General features: G+C 73.3%; 12 protein-coding genes. 9 read left to right on the top strand and 3 right to left on the bottom strand.

Annotated features, from left to right (window positions below; translation table 11 throughout):
- Nucleotides 1-21 precede the first annotated feature (21 nt).
- From ABZ810_RS23960 to ABZ810_RS23975, 4 genes are all read left to right on the top strand, one after another.
- A complete protein-coding gene (locus tag ABZ810_RS23960) occupies nucleotides 22-1,059 on the top strand; it encodes a CoA transferase (protein ID WP_358406571.1) in 1,038 nt (345 codons plus the stop codon).
- Nucleotides 1,053-2,369: an amidohydrolase family protein gene (locus ABZ810_RS23965; RefSeq protein WP_358406573.1), complete on the top strand. Its 1,317-nt coding sequence runs from the start codon at nucleotides 1,053-1,055 to the stop codon at nucleotides 2,367-2,369. Before ABZ810_RS23960 ends, ABZ810_RS23965 begins: the two co-directional genes overlap by 7 nt.
- A gap of 62 nt (nucleotides 2,370-2,431) precedes the next feature.
- Nucleotides 2,432-3,037: a TetR family transcriptional regulator gene (locus tag ABZ810_RS23970; protein ID WP_358406576.1), complete on the top strand. Its 606-nt coding sequence runs from the start codon at nucleotides 2,432-2,434 to the stop codon at nucleotides 3,035-3,037.
- A 29-nt stretch (nucleotides 3,038-3,066) separates the two neighbouring features.
- Nucleotides 3,067-3,495 carry a hypothetical protein gene (locus ABZ810_RS23975; RefSeq protein ID WP_358406577.1) on the top strand — a complete coding sequence of 143 codons (429 nt, stop codon included), beginning with the start codon at nucleotides 3,067-3,069 and terminating at the stop codon, nucleotides 3,493-3,495.
- Nucleotides 3,496-3,514: 19 nt separating this feature from the next.
- Here ABZ810_RS23975 and ABZ810_RS23980 read toward each other — a convergent pair whose 3' ends face one another.
- From ABZ810_RS23980 to ABZ810_RS23990, 3 genes are all read right to left on the bottom strand, one after another.
- The gene (locus tag ABZ810_RS23980; RefSeq protein WP_358406580.1) at nucleotides 3,515-5,215 is read right to left on the bottom strand and encodes an AMP-binding protein; all 1,701 of its coding nucleotides are present in this window, start codon (nucleotides 5,213-5,215) and stop codon (nucleotides 3,515-3,517) included.
- Nucleotides 5,216-5,305: 90 nt separating this feature from the next.
- Complete coding sequence (locus tag ABZ810_RS23985; protein WP_358406582.1) at nucleotides 5,306-6,502, bottom strand: MaoC family dehydratase N-terminal domain-containing protein; 1,197 nt, start codon at nucleotides 6,500-6,502, stop codon at nucleotides 5,306-5,308.
- A 68-nt stretch (nucleotides 6,503-6,570) separates the two neighbouring features.
- Nucleotides 6,571-7,578, bottom strand: a complete 1,008-nt coding sequence (locus ABZ810_RS23990; RefSeq protein ID WP_358406584.1) for an MDR family oxidoreductase — start codon at nucleotides 7,576-7,578, stop codon at nucleotides 6,571-6,573.
- Nucleotides 7,579-7,761: 183 nt separating this feature from the next.
- Here ABZ810_RS23990 and ABZ810_RS23995 point away from each other — a divergent pair, with 183 nt between their 5' ends.
- From ABZ810_RS23995 to ABZ810_RS24015, 5 genes are read left to right on the top strand one after another with little or no spacing between them, the layout of a single operon-like run.
- Complete coding sequence (locus tag ABZ810_RS23995; RefSeq protein ID WP_358406586.1) at nucleotides 7,762-9,369, top strand: SMP-30/gluconolactonase/LRE family protein; 1,608 nt, start codon at nucleotides 7,762-7,764, stop codon at nucleotides 9,367-9,369.
- Complete coding sequence (locus ABZ810_RS24000) at nucleotides 9,366-10,223, top strand: SDR family oxidoreductase (RefSeq protein ID WP_358406587.1); 858 nt, start codon at nucleotides 9,366-9,368, stop codon at nucleotides 10,221-10,223. Before ABZ810_RS23995 ends, ABZ810_RS24000 begins: the two co-directional genes overlap by 4 nt.
- A 10-nt stretch (nucleotides 10,224-10,233) precedes the next feature.
- Nucleotides 10,234-11,628, top strand: coding sequence for an aromatic ring-hydroxylating dioxygenase subunit alpha (locus ABZ810_RS24005; protein ID WP_358406589.1), 1,395 nt, complete (start codon nucleotides 10,234-10,236; stop codon nucleotides 11,626-11,628).
- A 14-nt stretch (nucleotides 11,629-11,642) separates the two neighbouring features.
- Nucleotides 11,643-13,484, top strand: a complete 1,842-nt coding sequence (locus ABZ810_RS24010) for an NAD(P)/FAD-dependent oxidoreductase (RefSeq protein WP_358406591.1) — start codon at nucleotides 11,643-11,645, stop codon at nucleotides 13,482-13,484.
- Nucleotides 13,477-14,391 carry an SDR family NAD(P)-dependent oxidoreductase gene (locus ABZ810_RS24015; protein ID WP_358406592.1) on the top strand — a complete coding sequence of 305 codons (915 nt, stop codon included), beginning with the start codon at nucleotides 13,477-13,479 and terminating at the stop codon, nucleotides 14,389-14,391. The genes ABZ810_RS24010 and ABZ810_RS24015 overlap by 8 nt, the downstream gene beginning before the upstream one ends.
- The last annotated feature ends 2 nt before the right edge of the window (nucleotides 14,392-14,393 follow it).

The following is a 14,393-nucleotide window of genomic DNA, read 5'->3' on the forward strand; positions in this document are numbered from 1 at the left end:
ATTGAGAAGCATGATTGTCGGGTGGAGAAGGTGGATCTCGCATCCTGGGCGGAGCCGGTCGAGTCGTTCCTGACGCCGCTCACCGCGGTCGCCGGCTCGTTCACCGCGCTCACGGGCGTGGTGGTGGACGCGCGCACGGTGTTGTTCCTGCGCGCGGAGCTCGCAGGTCTCCGGCGGCCCGGCAGGACGTCCGCGAACGGCACCTGCCATCTCCTGCGCGCCGCCGACGGCTGGACGGCGGTCAACCTGGCCCGTCCCGACGACCTCGCCGCTCTCCCCGCCCTGCTCGGCTCCCTCGGCGCGACCGGACCGGCCTCGCTGGACGGGCTGCGCGCGGCGGCCCGCCGCGTCCCGGCCGCCGATGTGGCCGCCGCCGCGCAGCTGCTGCACATACCCGCCGCCGCGCACGGCTCCGCGCGGGGGAGCGGCCCTCCGGCGACGGCGGAACGCCACGGGACCCCGAGCGTGCGCCCGCCGGCGGAGCCGCGCGTCGTCGACTTCTCGGCGATGTGGGCGGGCCCCCTGTGCGCGCGGCTGCTCGGGCTCGCGGGCGCCCGCGTGACGAAGGTGGAGAGCACGGCCAGGCCCGACGGCGCCCGCTCCGGCTCGCCCGCGTTCTATCGCTGGCTGCACGACGGCCACGAGAGCCGCGTCGTGGACTTCTCCTCGCCGGGCGCGCTGGCCGGCCTCGTCGAGCAGGCCGACGTCGTCATCGAGGCGTCGCGGCCCAGGGCGCTGCGGCGGCTCGGCCTGCACGCCGAACGGTTCCTCGCCGAACGCCCTGGCCGGGTCTGGGTGAGCATCACCGGCTACGGGCGCGACGACGACCGGGTCGCCTTCGGCGACGACGCGGCGGTCGCGGGCGGGCTCACCGGGCGCGCCCCGGACGGTTCTCCGGTGTTCCTCGGCGACGCGATCGCCGACCCGGTCACGGGCGTGTTCGCCGCCGAGGCCGCCGCCCGGTCCCTCGCCGGGGGCGGCGGCGAGCTGGTGCCGGTCTCGATGTCCGCCTGCGCCGCCACCCTCGCCGCCTCCGCAGCGCCGGCGGCGCCGTGCTGACCCGGGGCGCGCCGAGCCGGGACGTGCTGCTCGGAGACGTGCTGATCAGAGACGTGGAGGTCGAGGGCGCCGGCCGGGTGGACGTGCGGATCGCGGCCGGGCGGGTCGCCGAGATCGGCCGCCGCCTGGCAGGGCCGTGCGACCTCGACCTCGACGTCGACCTCGACGTCGACGGCCGGGGCGGCGCCCTGCTGCCCGGGCTCCACGACCACCACGTCCACCTGCTCGCGACCGCGGCGCAGGCCGCCTCGGTACGGGTGGGCCCGGCGGACGTGCACGACCGGGACGGCTTCGTCGAGGCGCTGCGCGCTGGGCCGCCGGGGGAGTGGGTGCGCGCCGTCGGATATCACCAGAACGTCGCGGGTGACCTCGACCGCTGGGCCCTCGACGCGTACGCGCCCGACCGGCCGGTGCGCGTGCAGCACCGCAGCGGCGAGCTGTGGGTCTGGAACAGCGCCGCCCTGCGCGCGGCCGGGCTGGAGGGCGACGGGCGGTTCTGGCGTGAGGACGAGCGGCTGCGCGGATTCACGCCGCCCGTGCGGCTGGACCTGGAGGGCGTGGGCCGCCGCGCCGCGGCCCTGGGCGTCACCGGGTTCACCAACGCCGACCCGCACCCGGCGGACGGCCTGGCCGCCACGCTGGCGGCGCTGCCGCAGCGGGTCCAGATCATGGGGATCGACGCGCCGCTGAAGATCCTGCTGGACGACACGACGCTGCCGACCCCGGACGAGCTCGCCGCCCGCCTCACCGCGGCCCGGCCGGGCCCGGTCGCCGTGCACTGCGTGACCCGCGTCCAGCTGCTGGTGACGCTGCTCGCCCTCGACGCCGCCGGGCCGGCCACGGGCGACCGGATCGAGCACGGGTCGGTGATCCCCGCCGAGACGATCCCCTGGCTGCGGCGGCTGGGCGTGACGGTGGTGACGCAGCCGCACTTCCCCGCCGAACGCGGCCGGGAGTACGCGGCGGACGTGGACGCCGGCGACAGGGACCACCTCTACCGGTGCCGCTCCCTCGCCGAGGCGGGCGTGCCGGTCGCCGCCGGGACGGACGCCCCGTTCGGCACCCACGACCCCTGGGCGGTCATGCGCGCGGCGGCCGGACGGGCGGACGGCGAGGCGCTCGGCCGGAGGCGGGCGCTCGATCTCTTCACCGGCGAGCCCGGCCGCCCCGGACGCCCCCGGACGGTGCGCGCGGGCGTGCGCGCCGACCTCTGCCTGCTTCACGTCCCGCTGCGCGAGGCGCTCGGCGAGCTGTCCGGGGAGACCGTCCGGGCGGCTTTCGCCGGCGGCGTTCCGATCACCTCGGCGTGACCCTTGTCACACAGTCGAAACCAACCTAATGTGCATTCAGTAGGTTGGTTGAAGGGAGTCCGGTGACCGACCAGCGCCCGTACGCTGCCCTCCTCGCCAAGGGCGAGGACCGCAGGCAGCGCATCATCGCCGTCGCACGGCGCCTGCTGACGCGGAACGGATCGCGCGGCACCACGCTCGGGGAGATCGCCCGCGAGGCGGGCGTCACCCCGGCGGGTCTGCTGCACCATTTCGCGTCGAAGGAACAGCTCGTCCACGCCGTGCTGGACGCCCGCGACGACTATGACGACGCGCACGCCGACCGGACGGGCGACATCCTCGAACAGCTCGCGGCGATCCCTGCGAGGTTCCGGGAGAGCCCCGATCTGATCGGCATGTTCACCGTGCTCCTGGCGGAGAACCTCGCCCCGGAGGCTCCGCTGCACGAACGATTCCTCCACCGGCACCGGGCCGCGGTCGACACGATCGCCGCGGGCCTCCGGCGGGGGCAGAGCGAGGGCAGGTACCGCGCCGACCTGGATCCGGCCGTCAAGGCAGTGGAGATCGTCGCCTTTCTCAACGGGATAGAGACATCATGGCTGCTCGACCCTTCGATACCGCTGGCGGAGGTGTTCAGGGAGTACACCGGGTCGCTCTTCCGGTCGCTCGTCCTGGACGGCGCCAGCTGAGACACCAGCTCGTGGTGGTGACACCACGGATGACCGAGGCGGTGCGCTTCGCCGGCGGCTGGGCCTTCGACCTGGCCATGGCGGGCTGGGGCGTCACGGTCCTCACCGCCGAGCGCGCCGACGCCCGCCCGCTGCGCATCCTCGGCGCGGGCGTGCTCGAACTGGACCCGGTGCTGGCCGCGCCGTCCCGCCGCACCTGCCCGCAGGCGCTCGCCGTCTGCGGTGACCTCTACGGCTCCGACCCGCGCGTCCGGCGGATGGTCCGCAAGGCGGCGGGCGAGGGCGGGGCCGACGTCCGCCTGTGGGCCTCGGACGTCGGCGCCGGAGTCGTGCGGCACCGGCTGAGCGTCGCCGCGCGGGCGTTCAAGGCCCAGGCGCTGGCGGCGGCGGCCGTGCCGGAGCCTCCGGCCGACAACACCGAGATGTTCTGGAGGGGCGACCTGCTCGGGGTGTCCTGACGTAGGCCGCGGGCGGGCCCTACTCGTGCGGCAGATCCTTCAGGCGCTCGGCGGCCAGGTCGCGCACCTCGCTGGACTTGATCTTCGAGCTGCCGGTGAGGGTGATCTCGTCCGCCCGGAAGAACAGCACGTGCCGGGGCACCTTGTAGGCGGCCAGCCGCTCGCGGAGGAACCCGCGCAGTCCGCCGGCGTCCAGGGCCGCGCCGTCGTGCGGCACGACGCAGGAGACGACCACCTCGCCGAGGGTGTCGTGCGGCACCCCGACGGTGTGCGCCACCCGGACGCCCGCGTGGGCGGCGAGGGCGGCGTCGACCTCGCGCGGCGAGACGTTGGCGCCGCCGGTCTTGATGATGTCGGTGAGCCGGCCCTTCCAGTAGAGGCGGCCCTCGCCGTCCAGGTGGCCGCCGTCGCCGGTGTGGAAGAACCCCTCGGCGTCGAGGGTCTCGTCGAGCGGGACGCCGAGATATCCGAGCATGAGCGTCGGGCCCTTCACGCAGATCTCGCCGCGCTCGCCGCGCGGCACGACGGCGCCGGTGAGCGGGTCGACGACCTTCACCGTGACGCCCGGCAGCGGCTCGCCGCTGGAGCCCGCGATGATCTCGGGCGGGGTGTCGGCGGGAAAGCAGGTGGTGATCGTGAACGTCTCGGTGGTGCCGTACGCGTGGCCGGGCTCGGACCACGTGGCCGACACGGTCGGGTGGCGCGCGATCGGGGTGCCGGAGTCCACGAAGCGCATCGCGCTCAGGTCGGTGCCGTCCCACGTCGGCGCGGCCTCGAGCTGGGCCCACTGGTGCGGCCAGGCGATCGGCAGGTTCACCCGCTCGGCCTGCATGAGCGCCAGCGCCTCGACGGGATCGAAGGTCGACTGCAGGACGAGCGAACCGCCGCTCGCCAGCGTCGTGCCGATCGCCATGCCGAAGTTGCCCGACCAGAAGAATCCGTTGGCCGTCCAGCATCGCACGTGGTCGTCGGGCCCCACCTGGTACATGCGCGCGAAACGCCACAGCTGGATGCCGACGCCGCGGTGCGCGCTGAGGATGCCCTTGGGGAGGCTCGTGGAGCCCGAGGAGAAGAAGAGCACGGCGGTGTCGCTCGGACGGGTGGTGGCCGCCGTCGCCTCGACGAGCTCGCGCGGCTCGCTCCGGCCGCGTGCCAGGAACTCGTCCCAGGTGTCGATCGCGCGCTCGCCGTCGCCCGAGCCCGCGTCCGCGTCCGCGTCCGCGCCGACCATCGCCAGGTGGCGCAGGAACGGGAAGCGCGCCGGCCGTCCCGCGCCCAGCCCGGTCAGGACGGCGGCGAAGTCCTTGCCCGCGACGGTGCGTTCGAACAGCAGGACGGAGACGCCCGACACCTGGAGCAGGTGGTCGAGCTCGGGGCCGGTCGAGAACGTGCTGAGCGTGACGGCGACACCGCCCGCGAGGGACGTGCCGAAGACCGCCGCGAGCCACTCGGCGCGGTTGGTCATCAGGACGCCGACCCGGCCGTCCCGGCCCAGGCCGAGGGCGCGCAGCGCGCGTGCCACCTCGACGGCGCGTTCCCACAGGTCGGCGTAGCTCCACCGGACGGCCTCGCCGCCGGGACCGCGCTGCACGAGCGCCTCGCGCGCGGCGTAGCGGGCCGTCACCTCGCGCAGGAAGCCGGGCAGCGTGAGCGGGCCCAGCCCGGGCTCCTCGCTCAGCGGCACGCCGGACACGATCGAAGGAAGTACGGAGCCCGTCATGGTGGCCTCCTCGTGGTCAGGGCGGACGCTGTGAGAACGGACGCTGCGAGAACGGACGCTGTGGGAACGGACGCTGTCAGAGCGGACACGTCAGAGCGGAAGCTCGATCTCCGCCGTGCAGGAGACCAGCACGCCGCCGTCCTGGTCGGTGAGGCGCAGCTTGACCTGGACGAGCGGCACACCCCAGGTCGTCTCGGTCTCCTTGCCGACGACCTCGGCGTCGAAATAGGTCACGTCGCCCTCGAACGCGGGTGCGCGGAAGTCGGCCTTGGAGTGGCGGACCATGCCGTCGTGCCCGGCCCAGTAGGAGAGGTAGTCGGTGCACCAGGCGCCCATCGTCGCGCCGTAGCCGTAGGCGCGCGCCATGCCGACCTCGCCCGCCCGGTCGGCGTCGATGTGGCCGCGCGACGGCCCGAGGTAGAGGCCGTCGCGCTTGCGCGGATCGATCACCGCGCCCTCCTCGTCGAACGCGAAGTCCGCGCCCCAGCCGGGGTCCTGGTTGATCCAGGGGTCCTCGACGCCGGGCGGCGCCACCCAGTGGAACGTCCCCCAGATGTTGAAGAGGAAGGCCCGGTACTCGGTGGTGAAGGTGGCGATGCTGTGCGGGCCGATCACCCGCCGGGGCAGCGTGTCGCCGGCCTTGACCTCGCCGAAGCGCGGCGAGACGCCCTCACGGTTCGACAGGATCCAGTCGTGCCGGACCCCGGCGATCTCTTCGAGCTCGGCCTCGGACCAGGTGCGCACGGCGCCCAGCCGGGCCTCGTACATGCCGCGCCTCCTGGCCTCCGCGGACAGGTACCGGATCGCGGTCGAACGTTCGCGCGCCACCGGCGCGCCGTGCTGGTTGGTGTGGACGGTGTCCCCGCGCGAGAACACGGTCGGGCCCGCGAACGAGGTCTCCGCCACCTTGTAGTCGTGGAACCGCCGCTCCTGGAAGAGCGTGTCGCCCGGCCGGACGGGGGAGCCGTAGTACCACCACTCCTCGCCGCCGAAGATCAGGTGGCTGCCGGGGATGTGGCCCACGCACGCGGGCTGCGCGCCGTGGCCGTAGTCGAGCGCGATCGCCATCGACTGCGGCGCGACGATGCCGCCGTACGCGGAGTCGCGGGCGAAACTCTCGTTCCAGTGCACCGGGTTGGGATAGTCCATCGCCATCACCCAGCGGCGGACGTCGGAGGCGGTGCACGGCTCCCACAGCTGCGCGCCCCCGACGGGCTTCCCGACGCGGTGCTCCACGTCGGACAGGTCGAGCTCGGTCACCTCGGGTCCGTCGGACGTCTCGCTCACTCCGTGCTCCCGGTTGCTTCAGGTACTGGCGGTGCTGTCAGGTGCTCCGGCGCTCGCGGATGCTCGGGTCATCGGGTGACGTCCACGACGACGCGGCCGCGCACCGCGCCGTCCAGGAGCTCGCGCGCGGCGGCCGGCACGCCGGCGAGCCCGATCTCCCGGGCGATCTCGTCGAGCGTGCCCGGATCGAGGTCGCGGGCCAGGCGGTCCCAGGCCGCGGTACGGCGTTCGGCGGGCGCCATCACGCTGTCGACGCCGAGCAGGGACACCCCGCGCAGGATGAACGGCGCGACGGTCGCGGGCAGGTCCATGCCCTGGGCCAGGCCGCAGGCGGCGACCGCGCCGCCGTAGCGCGTCTGCGCGCAGGCGTTGGCCAGGGTGCCGCTGCCGGCGGTGTCGACGACGCCGGCCCAGCGCTCCTTCTGCAGGGGCTTGCCGGCCTCGGCGAACTCGGCGCGGTCCAGGACGGTGGCGGCGCCGAGCTTCTGGAGGTAGGGGGCCTCGGCGGCCTTGCCGGTGGCGGCGGCCACCGTGAAGCCCGCCTCGGCGAGGAGCGCGATCGCGACGCTGCCGACCCCGCCGGTCGCGCCGGTCACGAGGACCTCGCCCTGGTCCGGGCGCACGCCGTGGCGCAGCAGCGCCTCCACGCACAGGCTCGCGGTGTAGCCGGCCGTGCCGATCGCCATCGCCTGCCGGGTGCTGAACGCGGCCGGCAGCGGCACGAGCCAGTCGCCGTCGAGGCGCGCCCGGCCGGCGAGGCCGCCCCAGTGCCGTTCGCCCACGCCCCAGCCGTTGAGGACGACGCGGTCGCCGGCGTTCCACGCGGGGTGCGCGCTCTCGGTGACGACGCCGGCGAGGTCGATGCCGGGGACCATCGGGAACGTGCGCACGACGGGCGAGACGCCGGTGACGGCGAGGGCGTCCTTGTAGTTGAGCGTCGAGTACTCCACGTCGACGGTGACGTCGCCGTCGGGCAGCCGCGCCTCGTCCAGGCGGGTCACCGTGACCGTCTGGCCGGCCGTCTGACCGGCCTTCTGGCCCGCCTCGCCCCGCTCGATGAGGATCGCCGGAAACATCTGGAAATTATCCTTCCGCCAGCAGAGAATCGAATTCTCAACAGTGAGTTGGAGGTTGCCATGGGCGGTCTCCACCGTCAACCCCGAAGCGGAGGCCCACATGTTCATAGGATGTAATCCTTACAAGGATTGTGATATCAAAGGGGCGTCAGCGACGACGACGATCGCCGGGAGTGCGTGATCATGTTGTTGCAAGGGACGCGCTACACCGGCGCGGCATCGACCGACCTGGCCGCGGGCTGGAGCCTGGAGCGGCTCATCCCGCCGAGCCGCCTCTTCGGCGCCAACGGCCTGCGCACCGGCCCCGACGGCCGCGTCTACGTGGCGCAGGTGGCCGGCAGCCAGATCAGCGCGCTCGACGTCGACACCGGCGAGCTGGAGACCGTCAGCGCGCAGGGCTCCGACATCGTCGCGCCCGACGACGTGGCCTTCGACGAGCGGGGCGACCTCTACGCCACCGAGTACTACGACGGGCGCGTGAGCGTGCGCGGCCGCGACGGCCGCACCCGGGTGCTGCGCGACGACCTGCCGGGCGCCAACGGCATCACCTTCCACCGGGGCCGGCTGTTCGTCGACGAGTGCAGGATCGGCGGCCGCCTGCTGGAGCTCGACCCGGCCGGCGGCGCGCCCCGGGTGATCCTGGACGGCCTGCCGCTGCCCAACGCCATGGAGTTCGGGCCCGACGGCAAGCTCTACTACCCGATGCTCGGCAGCAACGACATCTGGCGCGTCGACCCGGACGGCGGCGAGCCGGAGCGGGTCGCGGGCGACCTCGGCGTCCCCGACGCCGTCAAGTTCGACTCCGCCGGCCGCATCGTCTCGACCCAGGCCGCCAGCGGCGAGGTGCTGCGCATCGACCCCCGCAGCGGCGAGCGCACCGTCCTCGCCGCCATCGGCCCCGGCCTGGACAACCTGACCTTCGCGGGCGACCGCCTGTTCGTGTCGTCCTTCACCGGCCGGATCACCGAGATCCTCGGCGAGGGGAAGACCAGGGACGTGCTGCCGGGCGGCCTGACCTGGCCGCTGGACCTCACCGTCGGCGGTGACGGCACCGTCTACGTCGCCGACGGCACCTACTTCTACGCCGTCCCTCCCGGCGGCGGCCCGCGGATGCTGGGCATGCTCTTCAGCCCCGGCTGGCCGGGCTACGTCCGGGGCGTGACCTCCTCGGGCGAGGGCGAGTTCATCGTCACCACCTCGCTCGGCCAGGTCACCCGGTGGCGGCCCGAGAGCGGCGAGGCCGACGTGCTGGCCGGCGAGGCCGAGCCGTTCGACCAGCTCTACGGCCTCGCGACGGCGCCCGACGGCGCCGTGGTGGCCGCCGAGCTCGGCGCCGGGCGCGTGGTGTCGGTGCGCGGCGGCGAGGTGGCGACCCTGGCCTCCGGGCTCGACCGGCCGATGGGCGTGGCGTTCGGCGCGGACGGCGCCCTGCTGGTGTCGGAGTCCGGCGCCGGGCGCGTCGTCTCGATCACCGGCTCGGGCGTCGACACCGTGGTGGACGGCCTGGAGACGCCGCAGGGCATCGCCGTCCGCGGCGGCGCGCTCGTGATCGTCGACGCCGGCGCCAAGACCCTGATCGAGGTCGACCTCGACAGCAAGGCGCGGACCACGATCGCCCGCGACCTGCCGGTCGGCGCCCCGCTCGGGGCCCCGCCCAAACCACTCAGAGGGCTGATGCCCTTCACCGGGCCGCAGGGCCTGTACGCGGGCATCGCCGTCGGCCCCGACGGCACCCTCTACGTGTCCGCCGACGCCGAGGGCGGCGTCCTGGCGTTCCGGAAGGCGGGATGAGCGGCATGCTGGACTCCGACCTCCTCGGGCTGGCCGGGCGCGTCGTCATCGTGGCGGGCGCGGGCGGCGGCGGCATCGGCACGGCCGTGACGGCCCTGGCCGCGCGCGCCGGCGCGACCGTGATCGCGGTGAGCCGCTCGCAGGACAACCTCGACGAGCACGTCGGGCCGCTCGCGGCCGAGGGCCTGTCCGTCGTGTCCGTCGCCGCCGACGTCTCCACCGACGACGGCATCGCGGCGGCGATGGAGGCCGCCGCGCGGGCCGACGGCGACCTGCACGGGCTCGTCAACGTCGCCGGCGGTGCCGCCCCGGCGACGTGGATGCCCGCGACCCGGGTCACCCGCGAGGACTGGCGCGCCCTGTTCGCGCAGAACCTGGAGACGATGTTCTTCATGAGCCAGGCCGTCGCCGCCGAGCTGCGGTGGCGGGGCCTGCCGGGATCGATCGTCTCGATCTCCTCGATCAGCGGCATGAACACCGCGCCGCTGCACATCGGCTACGGCACCGCCAAGGCGGCGCTGGTCGCCGCGACCCGCACCCTGGCCGTCGAGCTCGCGCCCGACGGCGTCCGGGTCAACGCGGTCGCCCCCGGCGTCACCCAGACCCCGGCGTCGGGCACCTACGTCGACGAGGACCCCGAACGCGACGGCCGCGCCATCGCCATGGGCCGCCGCGGGCGCCCGGAGGAGCAGGCCGGTGCGGTCGCCTTCCTGCTGTCGGACCTGTCGAGCTACATCACCGGCCAGACGATCTTGGTGGACGGCGGCCTCAACCTCAAATGGACCCATCTGGCCGCCGACAACACCTCCCTCTTCCTCAAGGACGAGTCGTTCCGCGCCGCCATCACGCGCTGAGGAGAAAGCCATGAGCGAAACCGTCGAGACGTCCCAGCGAACGGCCCCGGAGACGGCGGAGCCGCCAGCGGAGCCGCTGTCGGAGCCGATGACGATCGGCGTGGAGGCCTACCTGTCCGAGGAGTACGCCCGCGCCGAGGGCGACCGGCTCTGGGCCAAGGTGTGGCAGCAGGCCGCCCGGGTCGAGGAGCTTCCCGAGGTCGGCGACTGGCTCACCTACGACATCGCCGACGACTCGATCATCGTCGTGCGCACGGCGAAGGACAGGTTCCGCGCCTACCACAACGTCTGCTCCCACCGTGGCCGCCGCCTCGTCGACCCCCCGCCCGGCGCGCACGACGCCCGCGGCCACGGCCGCCGGTTCGTCTGCGGCTTCCACGGCTGGCAGTACAACATCGACGGCGACTGCACCCACGTCCCCGAACGTGAGGACTGGCCGTGCGGGCTGACCGACGAGCGGGCCGGGCTCAAGCCGGTCGGCGTCGACACCTGGGGCGGCTGGATCTGGGTCAACATGGACCCCGACCGCGAGCCGCTGCGCGACTACCTCGAGCCGGCCGCCTCGCTGCTCGACCCCTTCCAGCTGGAGAACATGCGCTACCGGTGGCGGCGCTGGCTGGTCTTCGACTGCAACTGGAAGGTCGCCTTCGAGGCGTTCATGGAGACCTACCACGTTCCCTACACCCATCCGGAGTTCATGAAGTTCGGCGGGTTCCTCGGCTGGGCCAGGTCGCAGGGCAAGCACAGCAACATCGGCTACGACGCGCCCAAGAACATGGACGAGAACCAGGCCAAGCTGCGGCTGGGCACCGGCGACGACCCGCGCGTGTCGACGGCCGAGCTGCAGACGTTCACCTGGGAGAACGCCAACACCAACACCACCTGGACGCTGGTCGAGGTGGCGCAGGAGCTGGTGAAGGACCTGCCGGAGGGCACCCCCGCCCACGAGGTGCTCGGGCACTGGCTCTCCACCGCCCGCAAGAAGGACGCCGAGCGCGGCGTGATCTGGCCGGTCGTCCCGCCCGAGATCACCGCCAGGGCGGGCACCGCCTGGCAGATCTTCCCCAACTTCCAGATCGGGCACGCGCCCAACAACATGCTCTGCTACCGGTTCCGGCCCTACGGGCACGACCCGGACAAGTGCGTGTTCGAGGCCGCCGTCTACGAGCTGTTCCCGCCCGGCGAGGAGCCGGAGACCGAGTGGGTCCTCACGCCGCAGGACGACCCGGGGTGGCGGACCGTCCTGCCGCAGGACTTCTCCAACATGGCGGCCGTCCAGCAGGGCATGAAGTCGCGCGGCTTCACCGGCCCCAAGCCCAACCCGTACCGCGAGCGCAGCGTCGTCAACCTGCACCACAACCTGGCCCGCTACATGGGGACCGGCGCCCCACGTGACCTCACCTGACCCGGGAGCCGACGATGCGGGAATGCACGCCGACCGACACGCCGGAGATCGACCACGCCGCGCTCCGGGCGCGCTACCTGGCCGAACGTGACAAGCGCCTGCGCCCCGAAGGGCAGAAGCAGTACGTGGAGGCCGAGGGCGAGTTCGGGGACTACTACGAGTCCGACCCGTACACGCGGGTCACGCCCCGGGAGCCGATCTCCGAGGACATCGACGTGGCGGTGCTCGGCGGCGGGTTCGCCGGGCTGATCGCCGCCACCCGGGTCAAGCAGGCCGGCGTCGCCAGCGTGCGGATCATCGAGCTCGGCGGCGACTTCGGCGGCGCCTGGTACTGGAACCGGTACCCCGGCATCCAGTGCGACACCGACAGCTACTGCTACCTGCCGCTGCTGGAGGAGACCGGCTACATGCCGACGCAGAAGTACGCGTTCGGCGACGAGGTCTTCGAGCACTGCCAGCGGATCGGCAAACACTTCGGCCTCTACGACCACGCGGTCTTCAGCACGCTGGTGCGCTCGCTGACCTGGGACGAGGAGATCAGGCGCTGGCGCGTCGGCACCAACCGGGGCGACGACATCCGGGCCCGCTTCGTGGTCATGTGCCAGGGGCCGTTCAACCGGCCCAAGCTGCCGGGGATCCCCGGCATCACCGAGTTCGAGGGCCACACGTTCCACACCGCGCGCTGGGACTACGACTACACCGGCGGCGACATGAGCGGCGGGCTGCACAAGCTCGCCGGCAAGCGGGTCGCCGTGATCGGCACGGGCGCGAGCGGCATCCAGGTCGTCCCGCACCTCGCCCGTTCCGCCGAGCACCTGTACGTGTTCCAGCGCACGCCGTCCTACATCGACGAACGCGGCGACGTCCCCACCGACCCCGAATGGGCCGGCTCGCTGACGCCCGGCTGGCAGCAGGAACGGCGGCGCAACTTCCACACCGCCGCGTTCGAGGCGTTCGCCCCGGGCCAGCCGGACCTGGTCTGCGACGGCTGGACCGAGGTCAGCCGCAACCTGGCCGCGCATTTGACCGCCACCGACGGCTGGGCCGCCCTCGCCGACCCGGCGACGTTCGTGGAGCTCCGGGAGATCCAGGACTACCAGGCCATGCAGCGGCTGCGCGACCGGGTCGACGACCTCGTCGAGGACCCGGCGACGGCCGAGGCGCTCAAGCCCTACTACCGCTTCCTGTGCAAGCGGCCCTGCTTCAACGACCAGTACCTGCCGACGTTCAACCGGTCGAACGTCACCCTCGTGGACGTGTCGAGCACCAAGGGCGTCGAGCGCGTCACCGCGAAGGGCATCGTCGCCGGCGGCACCGAGCACGAGGTCGACTGCATCATCTTCGCCAGCGGCTTCGAGATCACCACCGACCTCGACCGGCGCCTGGGCATCCAGCCGTTCGCCGGCCGCGACGGCCTCTCGCTCTACGACCACTGGGCCGGCGGCTACCGCACCCTCCACGGCATCACCAGCCACGGCTTCCCCAACCTGCTGTTCACGGGGTTCGTCCAGGGCGGCGTGACCGCGAGCACGACGGCGATGTTCGAGCAGCAGTCCGACCACATCGCCTACATCATCAAGGAGGCGCTGGCGCGCGGCGCGCTGAGCGTCGAGCCCACCCCCGAGGCGCAGCAGGCCTGGTGCGACACGATCAAGGAGAGCGCGGTCGACAACACCGCGTTCCAGCGCGAGTGCACGCCCGGCTACTACAACAACGAGGGCGAGCAGAACATCCGCTCGCACCTGGGTGAGCCGTACTGGCCCGGCTTCTACGCCATGGAGGACGTGCTCCAGGCCTGGCGCGACACGGGCCGGCTGGAGGGCCTGGTGCTGGACGGGGCGGCCGGCCATGACTGAGCTGAGGTTCGACGGCCGCGTCGCCGTGATCACCGGTGCCGGGCGGGGACTCGGCCGCGCCTACGCCCTCCTGCTCGCCGCCCGGGGCGCCCGGGTCGTCGTCAACGACTCCGGCGGCACCCTGGCGGGGGAGGGCACGGACGGCGGGCCCGCCGACGAGGCCGTCCGCGAGATCAAGGCCGCGGGCGGCGAGGCCGTCGCCTGCACCGAGTCGGTGGCGACCGCCGAGGGGGGCCGGGCGGTCGTCGACGCGGCGCTCGACCACTTCGGCCGGATCGACGTGCTCGTGCACAACGCGGGGATCGTCCGTTCGGCGCCGCTGACCGAGATGACCTACGACGACTTCGACGCCGTTCTCGACGTCCACCTGCGCGGCGCCTTCCACGTGGTGCGGCCCGCGTTCCCGCTGATGCGCGAGGCGGGCTACGGCCGCGTCGTGCTGACCTCATCGATCGGCGGCCTGTACGGCAACCACGGGGTCGCCAACTACGGCGTGGCCAAGGCGGGCGTGATCGGGCTGTCCAACGTGGTCGCGCTCGAAGGCGCCGCGCACGGCGTCAAATCCAACGTCATCGTCCCCGCCGCGGTGACGCGGATGGCCGAGGGCATCGACACCTCCGCCTACCCGCCGATGGGTGCCGACCTGGTCGCCCCGGTGGTGGGCTGGCTGGCGCACGAGACCTGCTCGATCACGGGCGAGATGCTGGTGTCGATCGCCGGCCGGGTGGCGCGGGCGTTCGTCGCCGAGACGCCGGGCGTCTACCGGCCGTCCTGGACGATCGAGCAGGTCGGCGAGCACCTGGCCGCCGTGCGCGACACCGGCGACCCCTGGTTGTTGCCGATCGTCCCCTCGGCCCACGTCGACCACATCCGCAACAGCTTCGCGATGGCCACCGGAGGGCAGTGAGC

It is taken from the genome of Spirillospora sp. NPDC047279 (assembly GCF_040643285.1).
Classification (GTDB): Bacteria; Actinomycetota; Actinomycetes; order Streptosporangiales; family Streptosporangiaceae; genus Spirillospora.